21 protein-coding genes are annotated in these 21,555 nt (G+C 39.0%); 14 read left to right on the top strand and 7 right to left on the bottom strand.

Features of this window, described 5'->3' with window-relative positions; genetic code table 11:
* The first annotated feature begins 6 nt into the window (after nt 1-6).
* Nucleotides 7-831: a type II pantothenate kinase gene (gene coaW / locus MHB51_RS03715; protein WP_342559013.1), complete on the top strand. Its 825-nt coding sequence runs from the start codon at nt 7-9 to the stop codon at nt 829-831.
* 314 nt (nt 832-1,145) lie between these two features.
* On the opposite strand, the gene MHB51_RS03710 is transcribed toward coaW, so the two are convergent.
* Complete coding sequence (locus MHB51_RS03710) at nt 1,146-1,556, bottom strand: ribonuclease HI family protein (protein ID WP_066163562.1); 411 nt, start codon at nt 1,554-1,556, stop codon at nt 1,146-1,148.
* 117 nt (nt 1,557-1,673) lie between these two features.
* Here MHB51_RS03710 and MHB51_RS03705 point away from each other — a divergent pair, with 117 nt between their 5' ends.
* A complete protein-coding gene (locus MHB51_RS03705; RefSeq protein WP_066163558.1) occupies nt 1,674-1,865 on the top strand; it encodes a zinc-finger domain-containing protein in 192 nt (63 codons plus the stop codon).
* A 42-nt stretch (nt 1,866-1,907) separates the two neighbouring features.
* Here the strand turns inward: MHB51_RS03705 and MHB51_RS03700 are convergent, their stop codons facing one another.
* Both MHB51_RS03700 and MHB51_RS03695 read right to left on the bottom strand, forming a co-directional pair.
* Nucleotides 1,908-2,888 (bottom strand): SEC-C metal-binding domain-containing protein, encoded by a 981-nt coding sequence (locus tag MHB51_RS03700; protein WP_066163555.1) that lies wholly within the window; start codon nt 2,886-2,888, stop codon nt 1,908-1,910.
* 478 nt (nt 2,889-3,366) lie between these two features.
* Nucleotides 3,367-4,275, bottom strand: coding sequence for a DMT family transporter (locus MHB51_RS03695; protein ID WP_342472551.1), 909 nt, complete (start codon nt 4,273-4,275; stop codon nt 3,367-3,369).
* A gap of 210 nt (nt 4,276-4,485) precedes the next feature.
* Here MHB51_RS03695 and MHB51_RS03690 point away from each other — a divergent pair, with 210 nt between their 5' ends.
* The 4 genes from MHB51_RS03690 to MHB51_RS03675 all read left to right on the top strand — a co-directional run bounded on the left by MHB51_RS03690 (nt 4,486) and on the right by MHB51_RS03675 (nt 7,526).
* Nucleotides 4,486-5,382, top strand: coding sequence for a LysR family transcriptional regulator (locus MHB51_RS03690; protein ID WP_066163552.1), 897 nt, complete (start codon nt 4,486-4,488; stop codon nt 5,380-5,382).
* Nucleotides 5,383-5,451: 69 nt separating this feature from the next.
* A complete protein-coding gene (locus tag MHB51_RS03685; protein ID WP_066163550.1) occupies nt 5,452-6,123 on the top strand; it encodes a phosphopantothenoylcysteine decarboxylase in 672 nt (223 codons plus the stop codon).
* A gap of 11 nt (nt 6,124-6,134) precedes the next feature.
* The gene (locus MHB51_RS03680; protein ID WP_066163547.1) at nt 6,135-6,623 is read left to right on the top strand and encodes a YbaK/EbsC family protein; all 489 of its coding nucleotides are present in this window, start codon (nt 6,135-6,137) and stop codon (nt 6,621-6,623) included.
* A 102-nt stretch (nt 6,624-6,725) separates the two neighbouring features.
* Nucleotides 6,726-7,526 carry a VOC family protein gene (locus MHB51_RS03675; protein WP_342559012.1) on the top strand — a complete coding sequence of 267 codons (801 nt, stop codon included), beginning with the start codon at nt 6,726-6,728 and terminating at the stop codon, nt 7,524-7,526.
* Between the two features lie 54 nt (nt 7,527-7,580).
* Here MHB51_RS03675 and MHB51_RS03670 read toward each other — a convergent pair whose 3' ends face one another.
* Nucleotides 7,581-7,781 carry a cold shock domain-containing protein gene (locus MHB51_RS03670; protein WP_066163543.1) on the bottom strand — a complete coding sequence of 67 codons (201 nt, stop codon included), beginning with the start codon at nt 7,779-7,781 and terminating at the stop codon, nt 7,581-7,583.
* A 266-nt stretch (nt 7,782-8,047) separates the two neighbouring features.
* Here MHB51_RS03670 and MHB51_RS03665 point away from each other — a divergent pair, with 266 nt between their 5' ends.
* Both MHB51_RS03665 and MHB51_RS03660 read left to right on the top strand, forming a co-directional pair.
* Nucleotides 8,048-9,721 (top strand): formate--tetrahydrofolate ligase, encoded by a 1,674-nt coding sequence (locus MHB51_RS03665; RefSeq protein ID WP_342559011.1) that lies wholly within the window; start codon nt 8,048-8,050, stop codon nt 9,719-9,721.
* Nucleotides 9,722-10,351 carry an HD domain-containing protein gene (locus MHB51_RS03660; protein WP_342559010.1) on the top strand — a complete coding sequence of 210 codons (630 nt, stop codon included), beginning with the start codon at nt 9,722-9,724 and terminating at the stop codon, nt 10,349-10,351.
* Nucleotides 10,352-10,370: 19 nt separating this feature from the next.
* On the opposite strand, the gene MHB51_RS03655 is transcribed toward MHB51_RS03660, so the two are convergent.
* Complete coding sequence (locus MHB51_RS03655; protein WP_066163538.1) at nt 10,371-11,039, bottom strand: Crp/Fnr family transcriptional regulator; 669 nt, start codon at nt 11,037-11,039, stop codon at nt 10,371-10,373.
* Nucleotides 11,040-11,105: 66 nt separating this feature from the next.
* Here MHB51_RS03655 and MHB51_RS03650 point away from each other — a divergent pair, with 66 nt between their 5' ends.
* The 5 genes from MHB51_RS03650 (at nt 11,106) to MHB51_RS03630 (ending at nt 18,310) form a co-directional block, all read left to right on the top strand.
* The gene (locus tag MHB51_RS03650; protein WP_342559009.1) at nt 11,106-11,849 is read left to right on the top strand and encodes an HAD family hydrolase; all 744 of its coding nucleotides are present in this window, start codon (nt 11,106-11,108) and stop codon (nt 11,847-11,849) included.
* Entirely contained in the window at nt 11,846-12,811 is a 966-nt protein-coding gene (locus MHB51_RS03645; RefSeq protein WP_342559008.1) for a S66 peptidase family protein, read from the top strand. The genes MHB51_RS03650 and MHB51_RS03645 overlap by 4 nt, the downstream gene beginning before the upstream one ends.
* A gap of 627 nt (nt 12,812-13,438) precedes the next feature.
* A complete protein-coding gene (locus tag MHB51_RS03640; RefSeq protein WP_066163535.1) occupies nt 13,439-15,325 on the top strand; it encodes an ABC-F family ATP-binding cassette domain-containing protein in 1,887 nt (628 codons plus the stop codon).
* Nucleotides 15,326-15,337: 12 nt separating this feature from the next.
* On the top strand, nt 15,338-16,465 hold the full coding sequence (locus MHB51_RS03635; RefSeq protein WP_342559462.1) for a conserved virulence factor C family protein: 1,128 nt from the start codon (nt 15,338-15,340) through the stop codon (nt 16,463-16,465).
* Nucleotides 16,466-16,624: 159 nt separating this feature from the next.
* Nucleotides 16,625-18,310: a methyl-accepting chemotaxis protein gene (locus MHB51_RS03630; protein WP_342559007.1), complete on the top strand. Its 1,686-nt coding sequence runs from the start codon at nt 16,625-16,627 to the stop codon at nt 18,308-18,310.
* 104 nt (nt 18,311-18,414) lie between these two features.
* Here the strand turns inward: MHB51_RS03630 and MHB51_RS03625 are convergent, their stop codons facing one another.
* Entirely contained in the window at nt 18,415-19,314 is a 900-nt protein-coding gene (locus MHB51_RS03625) for a DMT family transporter (RefSeq protein WP_342559006.1), read from the bottom strand.
* A gap of 119 nt (nt 19,315-19,433) precedes the next feature.
* Here MHB51_RS03625 and MHB51_RS03620 point away from each other — a divergent pair, with 119 nt between their 5' ends.
* Nucleotides 19,434-19,991 carry a hypothetical protein gene (locus tag MHB51_RS03620; RefSeq protein WP_066163527.1) on the top strand — a complete coding sequence of 186 codons (558 nt, stop codon included), beginning with the start codon at nt 19,434-19,436 and terminating at the stop codon, nt 19,989-19,991.
* 310 nt (nt 19,992-20,301) lie between these two features.
* Here the strand turns inward: MHB51_RS03620 and MHB51_RS03615 are convergent, their stop codons facing one another.
* A complete protein-coding gene (locus MHB51_RS03615) occupies nt 20,302-21,552 on the bottom strand; it encodes a glutamate-5-semialdehyde dehydrogenase (protein ID WP_342559005.1) in 1,251 nt (416 codons plus the stop codon).
* Nucleotides 21,553-21,555 lie beyond the last annotated feature (3 nt).

Below are 21,555 nucleotides of genomic sequence, written 5' to 3'. Positions count from 1 at the left end.
ATTTTTATGTTGAAATCGATAGGAATTGATGCAGGAGGAACATTAACAAAAATGGCTTATTTTAATGAGCATGGCCAGTTAATGCTAGAAAGCTTCCCATCGAATGATTTACAACTTGTAAAAGAATGGTTAAAGCAGCATCCGAATGTTGAAGAAATCGGGCTAACAGGTGGACGCACAGAACAGCTACGAGAGCAGCTTGAAACGATGAAATCCATTGAATATATCGTGGAGTTTGAGGCGACATTAAAAGGTGTGCAATATTTGCTTGTTAAGGAAGGACATCAAATTGACAATGCGATTATTACAAATATCGGCACGGGGACCTCGATTCATTATATGGAAAATGGACAGCACGTGCGTGTTGGAGGTACTGGTGTAGGTGGAGGTACATTAGTTGGTCTTGCCACACTGCTAACAGGACATAGCGATTTTAAAGAAATTACAAAGCTTGCCTCAACGGGTGTGCGTGAAAATATTGATTTGCTCGTACGCGATATTTATCAAGGGATGGATACACCTATCGCAGGAGATTTAACCGCGAGCAATTTTGGTAAGGTCGGCATTACAGCTACTACAGAGCATCCACAGGCAGATGTTTTAGCCACTGTGCAAGGTCTTGTTGGTGAAGTGATTACGACATTAAGCATCCAATTTGCTGAGCAAAAGGAAACTGCATATATCGTTTATATTGGCTCGACATTGACAGATAACGAAGATTTACAAAAAGTGATTGCCAATTATACGATTTTAAAAAAGCATAACCCAATTTTCTTACAGGACAGAGGCTACGCTGGTGCAGTTGGGGCTTTGTTGAATATGAATAAATAAAAGCACTAGAGCGTCCAAAAAGCGTGCGGGGCACTATTTTTTGGACGCTTTATTCGTGTTTAAAGTGAAGTAGCATAATCCAAAAGCTTGCAAACCGCGATATTTAAGCTCTTCCTTCTGTAATTAAAGAAATAAATAAAACCCATTTTGGCATCTAATCCGATTTTATAAGCTTAAAATCATAGGTTGTAATAAATCGCTAATAAAGCAGCTCAAGTCGCAAATAAATCAGGATAAGCCGTTAGATTTCGTATTTATAACCTTCTGAAATAAGCTACTTTCTTAAAAAACGGCTATTTTTCTACGTTCTGATTTCAAATGCCATCTTTTCTGCGATTTGCTTTTGTTTGAATGGCTTCGCGGGCAAGAGCATCAGCAGCACGATTTTCCTTTTCTGGAATCCATTTAATGAAAAAGAGCTCAAATGTTTCGATTAATTCCTCTGCGCGTGCTAAGTAAGGCTTAAACTCTTCATTTTTGACGTAGGATTTTTCAATGGAGGCGACAACAATTTTGGAATCGGAGCGTAAAGAAACCAATGTTGCACCTAATTGCTGTGCTTCCTCTAGGCCACGTATAAGGGCTGTAAATTCGGCGATATGATTATTCGTTTCACCGATGTATTCACTAATTAATAGATGATGTCCCTCACCTTTTAAAAACAAACCGATGCCACTTGGACCAGGATAGCCTGCGCTTGCACCATCAATATAAACTTCTAACATATCAATCCCTCATTTTCCGTCTTTTACTGAATATAATTATAAGCCGAAACGATGAATAATGGACAAAATAATTTGTAAAGAAGTATAATAAGGAAATGCAAAAAGGGGGGAGCGAAATTGAATAAAGTATCTGTTATGCAAGAGATTGATTTTATTACGGATACGTATTGTGTCGACTGCCCTATTATTCGTGAGTTGCGACAAAAGCGTGGGAAGCCAGGTGCACATAAGTTTTGTATTGAATCTTGCACAGTGGGGGAACAGCTACAATTTTTAGGGCAAGAATTGATGAAAATTAATGATAAATAATTAAATTAAAGGAGATGGCTCAGCCATCTCCTTATTTTTTCATTATGCAGTTGCGAGCTGGTAGGCAAGCATATCTTGATAATATTTATTAAGTGATGTGGCAGAAATGCCGAATTGCTCAGCTATTTCTTTCACTGTAAAGGAAGCCTCAAATAAAGCACGCTCTTGTCCAAAACGAATTGCTCCTGCCGCAATTGCAGCAGCTTTGCGCGCTGCTGGCTGCTGCTCTACTAAATAATCCTCTAAAATAGGTATTAGTTGCGCATCGTTTAATGTATGCAATTGTAAGAATTGCTTTACTTGCGCTAACACATCTGCTTCAAAGGAAGTAAATTCCTCTCCTACATAGCCATTTTCCACAAGCAATTGCCAAAAGGCAAGATGATTCTTTTGTAAAAATTGCGCTGCTTGTTCAGAACTTGGGCAGCTATTTACAAAAGTTTGGAAAACTTTCTCGTATTCAGAAGAGAAGAAAATAAGCGTAGAGACTGCTAGGAAATGGTTTTCCTGCTCTGACCCGTCCGGTAACAAGAAGGTAAAGATTTGCATACCTTCAGGAATCGGTTTTTTGTTTTCACGGCGGATTTTATAGCTTTCTTTTGTCATTGCATGTGTTGCATGAATATATTGCTCATCTACATGCGAAATCGCTCCGATAAACATTGCTGGTGATGTCCAATTATCTAATAAGCGAACCGTTGCAGGACGAACTGTTTTCTTGCTCACCTTTTTTAAATAGCCTGTCCAAATATCAGGTCTAACGTGGAAGAAAAACTCATCTAAAGCAACCGCTTCAATTAGCTCTTGTTGTAGGTAATCTTGTAGCTTAGGGCTCCAAGCTTGTACAAGTTCAATATATTGCAAAGTATCTTTACGCTGTGGGTAAGTTTCATAAAAGCTTTGTAAAATCATCTCTATTTCTTCGTTAAATAGTGAGGCAGATGTTACCTGTGCTTTTCCTTCACAGCATTTTTTATATTTTTTGCCGCTACCACAAAGGCATGGATCATTACGTCCAATCATTTTTTTACACGTCCTTTATATGTTGTTTCATCGTTTACGACATTGCGTAATTACGGTTCAGATTATTTTCCACTTGCGAAAAAATCACATTTTCTATCATACAATGTGTTTTATTTCTTGAAAACTAATTGTATATTTCGAACTGTCAGAATAAGGCGCGCCTATTAGTATATATTCCGCTATGTAAAAAAATAGAACAGGGTGTTTAAAAAGAAGGGGACTGAAAAGTAGATTTGCCACATAAATTGTGATGCAAACTAATTTTTAAATTTATTGAATCTAATAAAAGGTAGGAATAATATTATCAGAAATTAATATGCGTGTTGATTAGCCTTTATTTTGCAGGGAATACTTAACAATTCATGATTTTCGCTTCAAAGAATTCTCTTGTTATTTTAATGAATGAGCCCTTTAAAGAAGCACTGCCGAAAGCGTCCAAAAAGTCGGCTATGCACGGCTTTTTGGACGCTCCTCCATTTTAGTATGATTTTTCCTCAATTGCTTGTTGTCGCATAAAGCGGAGCTGATGAAGTTGCTCAAACTGCGCAACGATATTACCTGCCAAAATAAACAGCCCACCAATTAATAATTGCATCGTTAATACTTCACCTAAGAACACAAGGGCAAAAATAGCCGCAAAAATAGGCTCTAAAGAGAAAATTAGACCGGTATGTGTGGGGGAAGTGTATTGCTGTACGACGGATTGCCCAATAAAGCAGAATGCACTACATATGATACCTAAACCAAGAATTGCAATCCAGCCAGATGTTGTTGTTGGGATTTGAGGTATTTCGAAAAATAAACAAAAAATAGCACCGAAAATACCTGCAAAGCCTAATTGGTAAACACCATAGGCAATCGAGTCAACATTTTTCGTAAATTTGCTGTTTAAAATTAAATAGATAGCGTAGCAAACCGCAGCAATAGCTACTAAAATATCACCTATTTGGAATGACATAGATTCCTTTAAAGTTAAAATTGAAATACCAATCATTGTCATCACGATTGCAAAGCTTACGGCACGTGACGGTAGCTTTCTTTCTAAAAGGCTTACAAAAATAGGGACAAGCACGACCGTCAAGCTTAAAATAAAGCCTGCGTTGGATGCTGAAGTTGTTTGCAAACCAAACAATGATAGTGAAAATACAATGAATAAAAGAAAGCCTTGAATACCTGCATAAAAACAAGTTTTCTTGTTTATTTTCAACATTTTTTTATAAAAAATAAGACCGGCCACTGCAAATGCAATGATACATCTGAGGGCAACGATATTATATGTTTCGAGCGCATCCAAGCCCATGACCATGAACGTATATGACAATCCCCAAAACATCGTCACAATCACCATTAATATATTTGCCTTACTTTGTATGCTCAAAACATTCACCCCATCCTCGCCAAACAAATTGCTATAGAAAACAATATAAACTGTCCTTTACGATTAGTAAAACGAATGTTTATAATATGTAATATGAATAATTTTCATGTATAAAAAATTGGACGTTTTCTCCAGTAATGAAAGCATTATGATATTTGCAATGAAAAAACAACTGCTAGAGGTGTAATAGAGTTTAATTGAGGGAATAGGGAGGCAGCTATGAGCTTAGTAAAATATGAAATTTTAAATAAAGTAGCAGAGGTGCAAAGCTTCACAGAGGCTGCACAGCTACTCGGATTAACGCAATCGGCTGTTAGCCATGCAATTTCAAGTTTAGAAAAGGAATTTGGGTTTGCTTTAATTCATCGCAATCGCAATGGAGTGAGGCTGACAACAGAGGGACAAACGATGCTGCTCGCGATGCGGCAAGTATTGCAGGCGGAGGAATTATTGCAGCAGGAGGCCGCAAATATTGTCGGTGTAACAAAAGGAACAGTACGCATTGGGCTGATTTCGAGTATTTCTACACAGTGGATGCCGAATATTATTCATTCCATTGATGACCAATATCCAGGTATTAAAATAGAATTACGGGAAGGCGATTATTATGAAATTGAGCAGTGGCTGATTAACGGGGAAATAGACTGTGGCTTTCTAAATCGAACAAGCTCAAAGCGATTTAATTTTATGCCATTAAAAAAAGATTATTTATTTTGTATCGTATCTTCGAAAAGTCACCTATATAATAAAAAGGAGATTGATTTATTTGAAATTGCGCAAGAGCCATTTATTATGCCGTCTTACCGTGGCATGAATGATGTGATGACGACATTTGAAAAGCACGGCATTAAGCCAAATATCCGCTTTGAGCTTTTTGATGATTGGGGAATTATGTCGATGGTTGGACAGCATGTAGGTGTGTCGATTATGCCAAAGCTTGTCTTATCACAGCTACCGCAAAACGTTCGAGTTATCCCGCTAAAGCAGGAAAGTTTTCGAACGATAGGAATCGCTACAAAGCAAACATTATCACCAGCTGCGAAAAAATTTGTAGAAGTATTAAAGCAATGGCTAGAGGAAAATGAAGAAAATTTAACAGATAAAGAAAAGCTGTAAGATGGGCTGTTTTGATACAGTTCTTTACGGATGGCTAGTATTCACTACAATGAATAAGGAGAGGGAAAAATGCTACGAGGGAAAAAAATTGTGATAACAAGTGGCGGTACGCTTGAGAAATGGGATCAAGTGCGCGGACATACGAATTTATCAAAGGGTATTATGGGCTGCTATTTAGCTGAAGATGCGCTAGATTATGGTGCGGAAGTAATTTATATGCATGGCTATTTTGCCAAATTGCCTGAGCGTATAGAACAAATGCGTAAAATCGGCTTTGAAGGTATTGAGGATTTAGCGAGCAAATTACAAAAGCTATTACAGGAGGAATCAATTGATATCGTCATCATGGCTGTTGCGGGCTCGGATTGGGTTGTAGACCAAGTATTTGACCAAGCGGGAAATGCTTTAGCAGCCCATGGAAAGATGCCTTCTGATGAACCACCGACAATTCGCTTTAAAAAAGCGCCAAAAATATTGCCACAAATTAAAGGCTGGGCTCCCAATGTGACATTGGTCGGCTTTAAGCTAGAAGCAACGACAGAACCTGAGTATTTAATCGAGCGTGCAAAACTGCGCATGGCGACATCAAGTGCACAGTACACAGTAGCGAATAGCTCACAATCATTATACGGCAACGATGCATTACATTTAATCGTTCATCAAAATGGACAAGTAACTGAGGCAAATGGCAAAAAAGAAGCAAGCAAAAAACTAATCGCTTTATTAGCAGAGCTTGAATAGGGGGAAAACAAATGGCAAGCGAGCGTGTGCATACATATTTGCAAACACATCAATATGCTGAACAAATTTTAACATTTTCTGAATCAACGGCGACAGTCGAGCAAGCAGCAAAAGCTTTAAATGTTATTCCAGCGAGAATCGCAAAAACATTAGCCTTTTACACGTCAGAAGGTACGGCATTTTTAGTAGTCGCAGCAGGAGACGCAAAAATTGATAATGCAGCTTTTAAGGTAGCTTTTCAGGTAAAAGCAAAAATGCTTAGTCCTGATGATGTTTTAACATATACAGGACATCCAGTAGGAGGCGTATGCCCATTCGCGTTAGCAACAAATATACCTGTCTATTTGGATATTTCATTGCAGCGTTTTACAACTGTTTTTCCTGCATGTGGCACAGCAAATTCAGCGATTGAACTAACATGCGAGCAGCTACAGCAACTTTCAAATGCGAAAAATTGGGTGAATGTTTGTAAAGCATGGAATTCGGAAGTAAATCAATAACCTTCGAGCATTTAACTGTTGATGCTTTTAAGATTAGGATGAAAGTGTAATTGATGATACAGTTAAAAAACTACTTGTTAATATAGGAAAAGGGGGATTACTATGTATGAGTTAGACCATATTGTTCATTTTGTAGATAAGCCAGAACGGACAATGGAAGAGATGCAGGCACACGGTTTTCACGCGGTACAAGGTGGACAGCATAAGCAATGGGGAACATACAATACGTTAAGCTATTTCGATTTAACATATATTGAGTGGATTGGTATTAATGATGAGTCACAGTTTGCCATTGCTGCACAAAAACCTTATACATTGCATGAAACATATGAGAAAAAGGGACGGAAAAATGGCTTTGCTCGCATTGCGATTCGAACAACAACAATTGAGCGAGATGCGGAGATGTTTCGCAAGGCAGGACTAGAGGTAAACGGTCCTGAACATTTTTCACGTACAAGACCGGATGGAACGGTGATTGGTTGGCAGTTACTTCATATCGGTCATCCGGAGCAACGTTTTGACTTTCCATTTTTCATTCAATGGGATTTGGCGAACGAGGAGCGTCGTGCTGAATATAGAGAGCAAAATATTATCGCTCCACATCCTAAAGGTGATATGAAACTAACAGAGGTCGCTTATTTAGTGAATCGTCTCGATTTTATCAAGCAGCTACAGCAATTAGGTCAATTGCAGGCAGAAGAACAGTTTGATGAGCAACTGAATGCAATCAAATATACACTTTATTTACAAAATGCAAGCATTGTTTGCTACTGCGCGCAAGGCGAAGGAGTCATTTGGGATGCTATGTTAGCCGACGGATTAGGCATTCATACGATTCTCTTTGAAGGAGCTACAGAGCAGCAAACGATTGTTTGTGAAAATGCAACGTATGTTATGAAATAAATTTATAATATAAAAAAATGTAGACAAAGGTAATGCGTCTTTGTCTACATTTTCTTATAATTTAGAGACGTTTGCTGCCTGCGGTCCTCGGTTGCCTTCTACAATTTCAAATGCTACGTCTTGTCCTTCTTCTAATTGACGGAAGCCTTCTCCGATGATGCCGGTGAAATGAACGAAAACATCCTCACCGTTCGTACATTCAATAAAGCCATAACCTTTTTCGTTATTAAACCATTTGACCTTTCCTTGATGCATGAGCGTTCGCCTCCCATACTTGCGGATTAAATTTCAAAATGTCGAAAAATTAAGACAATTATGCATTATAATATACGTTATTGATGCTTTATTGTCAATAATTTGGCGAATTTTGACGCTTTTTCCCCGATTTTTTTTTACTAAATGCTTTATAATAAGAGTAACATCATTCAGCGGATGTCACTGATTTTTCGAGCTTGCTCGAAAGAATTTGGACTAAAGTTAGCTGAGGCGTAATTGACTAAGGATAGAAAGCAGGGAATAATATGACACTGACAAAGTATTTATCCGATTTAGAAATTGCTAATAACGCAAAAATGCAACCTATTACTGATATTGCGAAGAAAGTTGGCATCCCAGAGCAGGCGATTGAGCAATATGGTCGCTACAAGGCAAAAATCGACGTAAATCATATTGCGTCTACGAAAACAGGGAAGGTTGTGCTTGTGACAGCAACAAGCCCAACGCCTGCTGGAGAAGGGAAGTCTACTGTGACAGTTGGACTAGCAGATGCGTTGCAGCAATTAAGTAAAAATGTGATGGTCGCATTGCGTGAGCCCTCATTAGGACCTGTAATGGGTGTAAAAGGAGGCGCGACAGGTGGCGGTTATGCACAAGTTGTACCAATGGAAGATATTAACTTGCACTTTACTGGCGACCTGCATGCAATTACAACAGCAAACAATGCGCTCGCAGCATTTATCGATAATCATATCCATCAAGGAAATGAATTAAACATTGACCCACGTCGTATTATTTGGAAGCGCGTGTTAGATTTAAACGACCGCGCGTTACGCAAAGTGACAATTGGCTTAGGCGGACCATTACAAGGTGTTCCGCGTGAGGACGGATTTGATATTACAGTGGCATCTGAGATAATGGCTATTTTTTGTCTAGCAATGAGCATTGATGATTTGAAAAAGAGATTGGCTAATATTGTTATTGGCTACACATATAAGCGCGAGCCTGTATTTGTCCATCAATTAGGTGTGGAAGGTGCGCTAACATTATTATTAAAGGAAGCATTTAAGCCGAATTTAGTGCAAACACTTGGCGGTACACCTGCTTTAATTCATGGTGGGCCATTTGCCAATATTGCGCATGGCTGTAACTCTGTTATCGCAACACAAACAGCGCGTAAACTAGCTGATATCGTCGTAACAGAGGCTGGTTTTGGAGCGGATTTAGGTGCGGAAAAATTTATGAACATTAAAGCACGTCAAAGTGGTATCGCACCAGATGCGGTTGTTATCGTTACAACTATTCGTGCATTAAAAATGCATGGCGGTGTCGCAAAAGCGGATTTACAAACGGAAAATGCACAGGCAGTATCACAAGGAATTGCCAACTTAGCTCGTCATATTGAAAGCGTTCGTGCATTTGGTGTAGAGCCTGTTATTGCGTTAAATCGCTTCGTAACAGATTCAGAGGCTGAATTAGCCGTCGTTCTAACATGGGCGAAGGACAATGCCGTGCGCATCGCTCGGACAAATGTTTGGGAGGAAGGCGGAGAAGGTGGTATCGAGCTCGCGAATGAAGTATTGCAAGTGCTTGAAACAACCCAAAACTTCCATCATTTATATGATTTATCTGAAACAGTGGAACAAAAAATTACAACAATCGTACAAAAAGTATACGGTGGTGTCGGTGTTCAATTAACGGATAGCGCCAAAAAGCAGCTTGTACAAATTGAAAAACTTGGTTGGGATGTACTACCTATCTGCATGGCGAAAACACAGTATTCGCTATCAGACCAACCGACTTTACTAGGACGACCGGAAAACTTTATGATTACCATTCGCGAAATCGTGCCAAAATTAGGTGCGGGCTTCTTAGTATGTCTAACAGGCGAAATTATGACGATGCCGGGCTTACCAAAAGAGCCAGCAGCGTTAAAAATGAATGTAGCAGCAGATGGGCATGCAGAAGGATTGTTTTAAATGAGTGTGATTGTAAAGTGTAAAGAGCTCGTACAGCAAATATATGAGCAAATGGATGCAAGCCATGATTTTCAGCATATCGAGCGGGTTATGATGAATGCGGAAGCCATTTTGCAAACAGAGAGGGCTGCGGATGCAAAAATCGTCAAGTTAGCCGTGTATCTACACGATGTAAGCGATGCAAAATATGCTAAGGATAAATCGGCGCAAAATGCTATTTTAGAGCAGCTTTCTATAACAGCTACTGAACGCAAGCATATCGAGGATATTATTGAATCAGTGTCATTTAGCGGTGGGAATTCACTTGAAGCAAAAACAATTGAGGCAAAAATTGTGCGTGATGCCGACCGTTTAGACGCGATTGGCGCTGTCGGCATCGCTCGCACATTTGCCTATGGCGGTGCAAAAGGACGCAAGCTGTACGACGATGCAGAGCAAGCGCGCATCCACATGACAGCGGATGAATATCGTGCAAAATCAACAGCATCTGTCACCCATTTTTATGAAAAGCTGTTGTTATTAAAAGATTTAATGGTAACCGCAAAAGGTCGTGAAATGGCTGATGCCCGCCATCGTTTTATGGAGCAATTTTTACAGCAGCTAACGAAAGAAAAAAACGGAGATGCCTAAAACGAGGCACTCCGTTTTTTTATTCGAATCGAATATTTTCCGAGAGCGTTTGTATTGCTTGCCAATTAGTGATTTTGATAGAATTATGATTTCTTTCAATGATATGCTGTTCTGCCCATTGATGGAGAACGCGATTAATATGGCGATTCGTTGTACCGATTAAAGCGGCAATTTCCTGAAGGCTTTGCACCTTCAAATAGTCATTTGAGGCCTCTGCTGATTCAATTGTACATAAATACGCAGCAAGCTTTACCGCAACAGAAGAGAGCGCATTAACACGCGATAACGTCGTGCATGTTTTCAATTTGAATGTTAGCTCTTCAAGCAGTAGCTGTGTAAAGCTTGCATCAAATTTAAAAGTTTGTTCATATGATTGCTGAGAGATAAATAAAAAAATGCAATTGTCATTTGCAATACAATTTGATTGAATACCACAGTTTTGAAATAGCTCAATATCACCTGCAATAGAGGGAGGAGTACATTTTCGGAGTAACAGCTCTTTTCCATTAATCTCTGGGCTCAATACGTTATAGCTTCCAGAAATCAGAAAATAGAGGCCATCTACTTCTTCACCAGCCAGTAATATTGCTCCCCCCTTTTCAAATGTTCGGAATTCAGTTTTATTTAGGCTTTCAATTGGAATTGATTCATTGTAAAGTATAGAAAATTGTTTAAACAGATTATGCATGCTTGGGACACCTGTCCTTTATTAAATATTTCATCTTATTATACTAAAGAGCAGAGGTGAAGTAAGATGTATTTTGTATTTGATGTAGATGGAACGATTTCCTTTGATGGAGAAACGATTAGTGAAGAAATCCAGCAGGCGATTTTGCTGTTAATGGAGGCAGGCTATAACGTTGTATTTGCCTCCGCGCGTCCGATTCGCGACCTTTTACCTATACTGCCTAAAAACTTTCATAAATGTCGTTTAATTGGTGGAAATGGTGCATTTATAAAAGCTCAGGAAAAGGTGGAAGCCATCTATTTTGAACAAATGACGACAGAGAAGCTTCTACAAATAATTAGACGCTATCAATTAACGTATTTAGCAGATGGCGATTGGGATTTTGCTTATACGGGGGATGTAGCTCATTCAATTTACAAACGAATTCATTTTCAAGCAGCAAAGAATTTAAGGCTTGATGAATTACCGCAAATTTGCAAGCTCGTTTTATTTGATGTACCAGATGAGGCAAAGCATATGCTATTAAAACTGCCTTTATCTGTTTCGCAATATGTGTCAGAAAACATTCTTGATGTTAGCCCTTTAGGTGTACATAAAGCAAGAGGTTTGCGGCAACTTGGCATTGATAGTTTTATAGCGTTCGGTAACGATATGAATGATCGCACCTTATTTGAGGCGGCGCAGTATAGCGTTTGCGTAGGGGAGGGGGAAGTATCAAAATTTGCTTCAATCGTTATAACTAAAAATCAGGTAGCAAAAACAATTCGACAATTTGCTAATAAAGAAATGAATGGGGGAATTGAGCAATGATAATACCAGAGAAATTGAAAATTGGGGATGAAATTCGTGTGATTGCGCCTAGTCGAAGCATGAAAATATTAGGTGATGAAGGGGTAAGAAGGGCTGTGCATACACTAGAAAGTATGGGCTTTAAGGTGAGCTTTGGGGAGCATACGAATGCCTGTGATTCTCAAAATTCTTCTTCCATTGCGCAGCGGGTGGCTGATATTCATTCGGCATTTGCTAATAAAAATATTAAAGCTATTTTGACCGCAATTGGCGGTTTTAATAGCAATGAGCTACTACCGTATTTAGATTATGAATTAATTGCGGAAAACCCAAAAATATTATGTGGCTACAGTGATATTACAGCACTTGCAACTGCAATACATAAAAGATGCCAATTTATCACTTATTCAGGCCCACATTTTTCAAGCTTTCAAATGAAAGGCTTACAAGCATATCAAACGAAGTATTTTGAACAATGTTTTATGAATGAGGAGGCTTATGACATTGTTCCATCTGGAAAATGGAGCGATGATTTATGGTTTTTAGACCAAGACAATCGCCAATATGAGGAAACAGAATGGAAGGTATACACAGAGGGACAAGCACAAGGTAAATTATATGGGGGCAATCTTTGTACACTCAATTTGCTGCAAGGCACACAGTATATGCCTGACTTAAATGATTGTATTTTATTTATTGAAGATGATGAAATGACAATTCCAGAAACTTTTGCGCGCGATTTAACTTCGCTGTTACAAGCGTCAAAGAATGTAAACGCATTGTTAATTGGTCGTTTCCAAAGGGAAAGTAAAATAACAAAGGAGCAGCTTCATTTTATTTTAGATAAGCACCCGTTATTGCAGGGGATTCCTGTTATGTATGATGTCGATTTCGGACACACACAGCCAATTATGACCTTGCCAATTGGCGGAGAAGTTGCCATTGATACGGTGAATAAAAAAATCTCAGTCATGCGTTTTTAATATAGAGGAGTTGTTCGAAAAATCCATTTTGTTTTGTTGCCGCATTGAAATCAATGTTTTCATCACTTCCCTTTTCCTGAAGGAGTACACTGCTAAAGTCAATGTTCATCCCATTGTTAAAAGAGGCGTTTTCTGTTTATCCCGTATTAATAAATTTGTTTGCGACGAGTAACCGCAGGAGCACAGACCACCACTGATTGAAGGTTCACTTTATCCCGTATTAACAGGCTGTAAGACCCCCATCTCAAAACAGCAGGTGAAATCAAAATGTTTAAGAGGGGGTCAAACAGTCTGTAAAAACCCGAATGGTGAAACTACCAATCAGTGGGGATAAGACCCCCCCACTGATTGAAGGTTCACTTTATATGAATCAACATTTTATGAAACATCATCGTTACTGTCCAAAATGCCGGCTATGCACGGCTTTTTGGACAGCCCCTTTCGCAATAATTAATCTAGATAACTTAAAGAAAAGGATAGATAATATCAATATCTTTCGAAAAATGCTTATTATTTTTTAGCTAAGAAAGAGAACCATCTACAAAATAATCTCAACTTGTGCAATTCATATATAAATCATCTATAATTAAAAGATAAGTAATTGATTGATGAAAGAGATGAGAACAAATGAGTCATTTAATCGTATCGAATTTAACGAAAACGGTAGGCGATAAAACTTTATTTAACAATATTGAATTCACTATATACGAAGGGGAGCGTGCGGGGTTAATTGGCATTAATGGTACAGGGAAATCGACGCTGCTATCCATTTTGGCGAAGGTGCAAGAGGCAGACCAAATGGAGCTTGACCATCCGAATAAATACCGCATCGCATACTTACAGCAAGACCCGACGTTTGCACAAGGTGAAACTGTTTTACAGGCAGTGTTTGCTGGCGATTCTCCAGTGCTTCAATTAAATCGTACATATGAGGAGGCTCTTGCTAAATTAGCCGCAGAGCCAACAAATGAAACACTGCAAAAGCAACTGTTCCACTTGCAGCAGCGCATGGATGCTGAAGGGGCATGGGATGTCAATGCGCTTGCCAAGCAAGCATTGACGAAGTTAGGAATTGATATGTTTGAGCGTGCTGTGACAGAGCTATCGGGAGGTCAGCAGAAGCGTGTGGCACTTGCACGCGTCCTAATTGAGCCGGCTGATTTATATTTACTTGACGAGCCGACGAACCATTTAGATATTGAATCGACTGAATGGCTACAGGAAATGGTAACACGTTTAAAGGGAGCGGTGATTTTCATTACCCATGACCGTTACTTTTTAGATGAGGTAGCAACGCATATTTATGAGCTAGCTGACCAAACACTGTATCGTCATACAGGGAATTATGCCGATTATCTAGAGGCGAAAGCATTGCGTGAGGAAATGTCAGCAGCGACGCAGGCAAAATTGCGTAACCGCTATCGCAATGAGCTGAAATGGATTCGCCGTGGTGCAAAAGCTAGAACGACAAAGCAAAAGGCTCGTATTCAGCGATTTGAGGAGCTTGATGAAAAAATCGACCGCACGCAAGAGGATGCTAATTTAGAAATGGCACTTGCGACAACGCGTTTAGGTAAAAAAGTATTAGAGGCGGAAAGTATTTCGAAGCAGTTTGCTGAGCGCGTTATTTTACAGGACTTTAGCTTTTTAATCCAACAAGGTGACCGCATTGGAATAATCGGTGCTAACGGTCATGGTAAATCGACATTGCTCAATATTTTAGCAGGGGAGCTTGAGCCAGATAAAGGCGAGGTTGTTGTAGGCACTACTGTTAAGCGACTCCATTTTAAACAGGCATTACCGAAAATGAACGAGCAGCAACGAATGATTGAATATGTGCGTGAAGCATCTAATGATATTACTGATGCGGATGGTGTTCGCTTTAGCGCGGCACAAATGTTAGAGCGCTTTTTATTCCCTCTCCATACGCATGGTACGCCAATTGGCAAGCTTTCAGGTGGAGAGCGTAAACGTCTACATTTGCTACGTCTTTTAATGGAACAGCCAAATGTCCTTTTACTCGATGAGCCAACAAATGATTTAGACATTGAAACGCTCGGCGTGCTCGAGGACTTTATTGAGCAATTCCCTGGCGTAGTCATTACAATTTCTCATGACCGCTTTTTCTTAGATCGCATTGCTAAAAAGCTGTGGATTTTAGATGGTAAAGGGCAAGTCGAAGAAAGCTTAATGCTTTATTCGGAGTACTTAATACACAGTGCAAAAGAGCAGCAGCAAGCGCAAAAAGAAGTGAAGCAAGATAAAACGAAGCAAGAAAAAGTGAAGCAGGAAAAGAAAAAACTAAGCTTTAAAGAGCAAAAAGAATGGGAAACAATTGCCGCAAATATTGAAAAGATAGAGCAGCAAATTATGGAGACGGAAGATGGTATTGCGACAGCAGGTGCTGATTTTACGAAATTGCAGGAGCTAACGCAAAAGCTAGATGAATTAAATGCAATATATGAGCAATTAATTGAACGCTGGAGTTACTTAGATGAAATTGTCAATGGATAGGAGAAGTGAATGATGAAAATTGTTACGATTGAACCAACACCAAGTCCCAATTCAATGAAAATTGTAATTGACCAAGAGCTACCATTTGGTAAAAGCTTTAACTATACGAAGGATAATATTGCAGAAGCACCAGCTTATATTCAGGCTATTTTTGCTGTTGATGGCGTGAAGGGGATTTACCATGTAGCGGATTTTTTAGCAATAGAGCGCAATGCTAAATTTGCTTGGGAAAATATTTTATCGAGTATTCGTATTGCATTAGGCGAAAACGATACGACAAATACCGTAGAAAATCAAGCGGTCAGCCATTTTGGAGAAGTATATGTCCATGTACAAATGTTTAAAGGGTTGCCATTGCAAGTAAAGGCCTTTGATAGCGAAGGTGAGGTGCGCCTTTCTACAGGGGATGCTTATTCAGCAGCTTTTCAGCATATCCAAACAAAGGATAGTGATGAAAACTATATTTTCTTGCGTAAATGGGTAGATTATGGTGTACGTTACGGCGATAAACAAGAAGTAGCGGAAAATGTGCTTCAAGAAGTATGGGCGACATATCCGACAGAGCGTATTGATGAAATTGTAGAGGCTGCAAACAATAAGGCGAACTATACACCAGCACCTCGCGAAAAGATAACTTTGGCACAACTACAGCAAACAGGGGATTGGCAACAACGCTTTCAATTGCTTGACCAAATGCCAGACCCCAATGTGGAAGATATCGAAATGCTGAGCTTTGCATTAAAGGATGACCAAATGGCCATCCGACGTTTAGCAACGGTCTATCTTGGCATGATTGAGGATGTGGCTGTCGTACCAGCACTTGAGCAGGCTTTGCAAGATAAAAGTGCTGCAGTGCGACGCACAGCGGGAGATTGCATGAGTGATTTAGGCTTTGTTCAATTTGAACAAGCAATGATTACCGCCCTACAAGATAAAAACAAGCTAGTGCGCTGGCGTGCAGCAATGTTCTTATATGAAACAGGTACAACAAGCTCATTGCAGGCATTACAAAATGCAGCAAACGATGTGGAATTTGAAGTGAAGCTTCAAGTGAAAATGGCAATTGCACGAATTGAGCAAGGTGAAGAAGCGAAAGGCTCTGTTTGGAAACAAATGACGGAGATTCGTTCAAATGATTAAAAAAGAAGCATGTGAGATTTTTCTTTCTCTCACATGCTTCTTTTGCTTGAATCGAAATCAGAAAAGTTATAATTTTATAATTTTTAACAAAAAGATGTTATAGGGAATTGTTTCGTATATAATTATACTCATATTTGTAATGAGAAGAAGGTGAATAAGATGTCTATACGCACGAAAATTTTTCTTAGTTTCGCGGCTATTTTACTACTAGTATTAATTGCATCTAGTATAAACTATACACAGCTTCAAAGAGTTCAGTCCATGTATGAAAGAATGATTGAAGAGGAGCAAGCAAATGTCTTAACGATTGCCGATATTCGTAATAATATGAGCACACAAGGCATGCTTGTTCGACAGTACGTAATCTCAGGTGATTTAAGCATCTTACCTGAAATAATTGAGCAACGAGAGCAAATGACTGAATTAATTGAGTCATTAGAAATAAATAATCGAGATTCATATGTGAGCGAGGAGCTTGTCGCTATCGATGGTGCTACGGGGGAATTTAATCTGGCGATGGCTGATGCAATCGCACAGACGAAGGCACTGAATTACGAGAAAGCTAAAGCAATCATTAACAATAATTTGCGCCCACCAAACCAAAATTTAATTAAAAGTGCAGCAAATTTAAAAGAGCATTATGAGGCAAACTTACAAAAAATACAGCAGGAAGCTAAAAGTACAGCTAATACGGCATCGCTACTTAGCATCATTGTACTTGTATTAAGTATTGTAGCTTCATTGATTATAAGTTTCGTGATGAGCAAAAGCTTTTTAAGACCTATTAAGCAATTGCAGTCTGCTTTGACAGTCGTTGCACAAGGTAATCTACAGCAGGAGAATGTAGAAGTTAAATCAAAGGATGAATTTCGCGATTTGGCGAATTCATTTAATACGATGAAAACAGAGCTGAAATCGATTATCGTTTCCGTAGCAAAAAATACGACAAAGCTATCGCAGTCTAGTGAGCAGCTAACAAAAAATACAGATGAAGTGGCATCCTCAGTGCAACAAACTTCAGAAGTAGCAGATAAACTAGCAAAGGGTTCCCATAATTCAGCAACTGCTGCGAATGAAAGTGCGACAGCAATGGACGCGACAGCAGAGGCGGTGCAAAAAATTGTTCATTCAACAGTAGCATTGCATACAAACGCATTGACTACACAAACATTGGCAAACGAGGGTGGCAGCAATATAGAGGTTGCCGAAAAGCAAATGCAGGCGATTCAGCAATCCACTTCATTAACGAACAATTTAATCAATCAACTTATTGAACGCTCTAATGAGATTGATAAAATTACTGCTGCAATTACTGAAATTACCGAGCAAACAAATTTATTAGCCTTGAATGCGGCGATTGAGGCGGCACGTGCTGGTGAGCATGGGAAAGGTTTCTCTATCGTAGCAGATGAAGTTCGTCGATTAGCGGAACAATCCAAGCATTCTGCTGCAGCGATTGTGCAAGTAACAACAGCAATTCGTCAAGACACAGAGCATGTGGCTCAGGCGATACAGGAAAGCGTTCAAAACGCTGTGACCGGGGTAGCGGTCGTACAAACTGCTGGTGAAACATTTAATAAAATTCACACAGCGATTGAAGAGATGACAGAAGAAATCGGCGAAGTATCGTCATTGACTGAGCATATTTCAGCAACAGCGGAGGAAGTAGCCGCCTCTGTTGCTCATATCGCCTCTGATGCCAATGATGCAGCAAGCTACACGCAAGAAGTGGCGAGCACAATCGAGCAGCAAGTAAATGTTTTACAAGAATTAAACTCGATTTCCGTAGAATTAAAAAACCAATCCTTACATTTGCAAAATATTGTTGAAAAATTTGATTGTTGAGGGCATCCGAAAAGCGTGCTAAAGCACTGCTTTTCGGGCGTTTTATATGTTTTATTGTCGCTTTAAACGCTGAAGTTCGAAGCTTTTTGACAGCCAATTCTTCTCTATAAAGGCTCAGAAGCTTTTTTATTTTGTCTGATTACTGTAGGTGGTGGCATAAAAATAATATAAATAATGCTACCGAAAATAAGGATAATACCAAGTATTTGCAATAAATCTGGTCTAAAGGACAAAATGATAATATCTAGTAAAATAGCTACGACAGGATCAACAAAAACGAGTACGGAAACGATAATTGTTGATAAATTGCGTATGCTATCAAAAAATAAATAATACACAAAGCCTGTATGTATAATGCCTGTCCCTAAAATAAATAACCAATTTGTCGTTGTTAGTCCCTCAAATACCTCAAAATTGCAAAATGGCATGAGCATCACAATTCCAACAGTCGTTTGAATAAATGTTAATGCATAAGAGGAAAGACCGCTAATATTTTTACTTGTAAACATTGTGAGGGCATAAAAAATGGCTGATAATAGCGCCCAGACAAAGCCTGAATTAAATAGTTGGTCGAGTGATTGAAAATGCTCAATCCCGACAATTAGCACACTACCAAAAAAGCAGACAGTTGTTGCTAAAATCGCTGGTAAGGACATTTTTTCTGCAAGTAAAATCGCACCGAGCAACAATACGAAAATCGGAGCCAAATTGTAAATAGAAATAGCAACAGAAATAGACATTTCCTCAAATGCCTTAAATAAAAATACCCAGTTTAAAACTAAAAAAACACCACATAAAACGGTTGTAATAAGCTGTTTTTTATTCCACTTTTCAGTTTTTAACCCTCCTGTAATTAACCATAAGCCACCCAAAAACAATGTGGCAAAAATACAACGGATAAAGACCAGCTCAACCGCAGGAATGCCAGTCTGCTTTGTAAAAAAGCCAATCGAGCCAAAGATGGCCATTGAAATTGTAAGGTTAATCATGGCACGTATTTGCATATGGCGGTCACTCCTTTCAAAATAACTGTATTATATCACATGTTCAGAATTTTGAAACAATTAATCATCTTAAAGTAACGTTGTATAATATTACATATGTTATGCAAGGGGGATAATAGATGGCGAATAATATGCCGTATCGTTATGCATTTTTTGTAATAGGTATATGCCTATTCATTTTTTCACCATTAATCATTTTTTTAATTCCAAGAATGATTCCAATGACATTTTACTTTGTGAAGTATACTTGGGTGTACTATGTTCCAACAGAAGCATATACGGTGTTCGCTGTTGGGATAGCTATTTTAATTATTTGCTGTGCTTTTTTATTTTTTGGCAAAATGAAAAAATGGGCAATTATTAGTAGCAGTATTTTATTTTTAACATCGATTGTTATTTTCTACGGAAGCTCTAGATGCTATATTGCAATGGATGATAACGGCTTTACATACAGGGGTCTTTTTGAGCAACAAAAACAATATGTAGGCTGGGAAAATGTGACACAAATAGAGCGTATAGAAGTACCGGCTGGTAAGGGCGGGAACGCGACATATATTGTTTCGCTAGACAACGGTGATGCTTTAACCTTCAAAGAAACAGCACATGTGCAGGAATATCGTAGTAAAATGCGGGGCAAATACGGTAAATATAATATTCCTGTCATTTATACGAATTAGGGGAGGGGGGCGTTCCAAACGCCATGTAGCTGTCAGCGCTTGGAACGCTTTCGGTGGTGCTTTTTGAAAGATTTTGTGTATTAAAAGAGTAAGGGGATTCCTTGAAAATAGGAGAAACATGGAGTTTAGCGGATGTTCTTTTTGAGAAAAGTTAAATTTTCGTTTCTTGCGCATAGAAGTAAATCCTGCTAAAATTAGTGTTTTTCATTTTCAGAAAAGCCCCTTCGCTATTTTATTGAGCAAATATTTCGCCGAAACACCATCGCAAATGTTCCGCAAGCCAGCTACTGCACGCCTTATGGAACGCTCTCTAGTTTCTTACTTGCCCATTACCGTAAATCCAGTATTTTGTTGATGTTAAGGCAGTTAACCCCATTGGACCACGCGCATGTAGCTTTTGTGTGGAAATGCCTACTTCAGCACCGTAACCAAATTCAAAACCATCTGTAAAGCGAGTAGAAGCATTATGGTAAACAGCAGCAGCATCCACCATTGTTAAAAATAAATCCGCATGCTGTTGGGTCGTCGTAATAATCGCTTCTGAATGCCTCGTACTATATTTCTGAATATGCCGGATAGCCTCTTGCACAGAATCAACGGTTTTCACACTTAATGCGAGACTTAAAAATTCCTCAGCAAAATGCGCCTCATCAGCGAGAATGGCACTTCCTACGAATTGACAAATCGTTTCATCCCCATAGATTGAAATTTCTAATGATTGTAGAAAATCAAATAGCTCCTTACCGTATTTGTTTAAAAAACTACGATGAATGACTAAGCTTTCCACAGTATTGCAGACGGAAGGACGCTGCGTTTTCGCATTTTTAATAATATTACATACCATATCGAACGGGGCACTATCATCAATATAAATATGGCAGTTGCCTGCACCTGTCTCTAGCACAGGTACGCTTGCTTCACGCACAACAGTATCGATTAAACCTTTGCCACCGCGCGGAATAAGAACGTCTAAAAATTCACTTAAATGAAAGAGTTCTTTTGCTGTTTCTCGGCTTGTGTCTTCAACTAAAAGCACAGCATCTAATGGGAAATTTGCATGATGCAATGCTTTATGAATAGATGCAATAAGTGCGATATTTGAATTTTGAGCAGAGGAGCTACCTCTTAATATAGCAGCATTGCTTGTTTTTAATGCTAGTGTTGCTGCATCAACAGTAACATTTGGACGTGCCTCATAAATCATACCAATAACACCAAGGGGCACACGTCTTTTAACAATATGCAATCCATTTTCTTTTTGAATATTTTCAAGTTCCTCGCCAATTGGGTCGGGTAACTCAATTAATAATTGAATCGCCTCGCTCATTGCTTGGATACGTCTTTCATTCAGCATAATGCGGTCGAGTATTGCAGCAGATAGTCCATTTTTTGCTCCAAGCTGTAAATCCAACTGATTTGCTTCTACAATTGTCGCTGTATCCATTTGCAACTGCTCTGCAATACAGGCAAGGGCCTTATTTTTTTCAGCAGTTGTTTTCATATTCATGATGATGCTTGCATTTTTTGCTCGTTGTCCCTTTTCCCTTACTTCGTTAGCCATCTA

Source organism: Metasolibacillus sp. FSL K6-0083, from assembly GCF_038630865.1.
Classification (GTDB): domain Bacteria; phylum Bacillota; class Bacilli; order Bacillales_A; family Planococcaceae; genus Metasolibacillus; species Metasolibacillus fluoroglycofenilyticus.
Note: the sequence above shows the minus strand (reverse complement) of the source record. Positions and strands in the feature narration are given on the sequence as shown.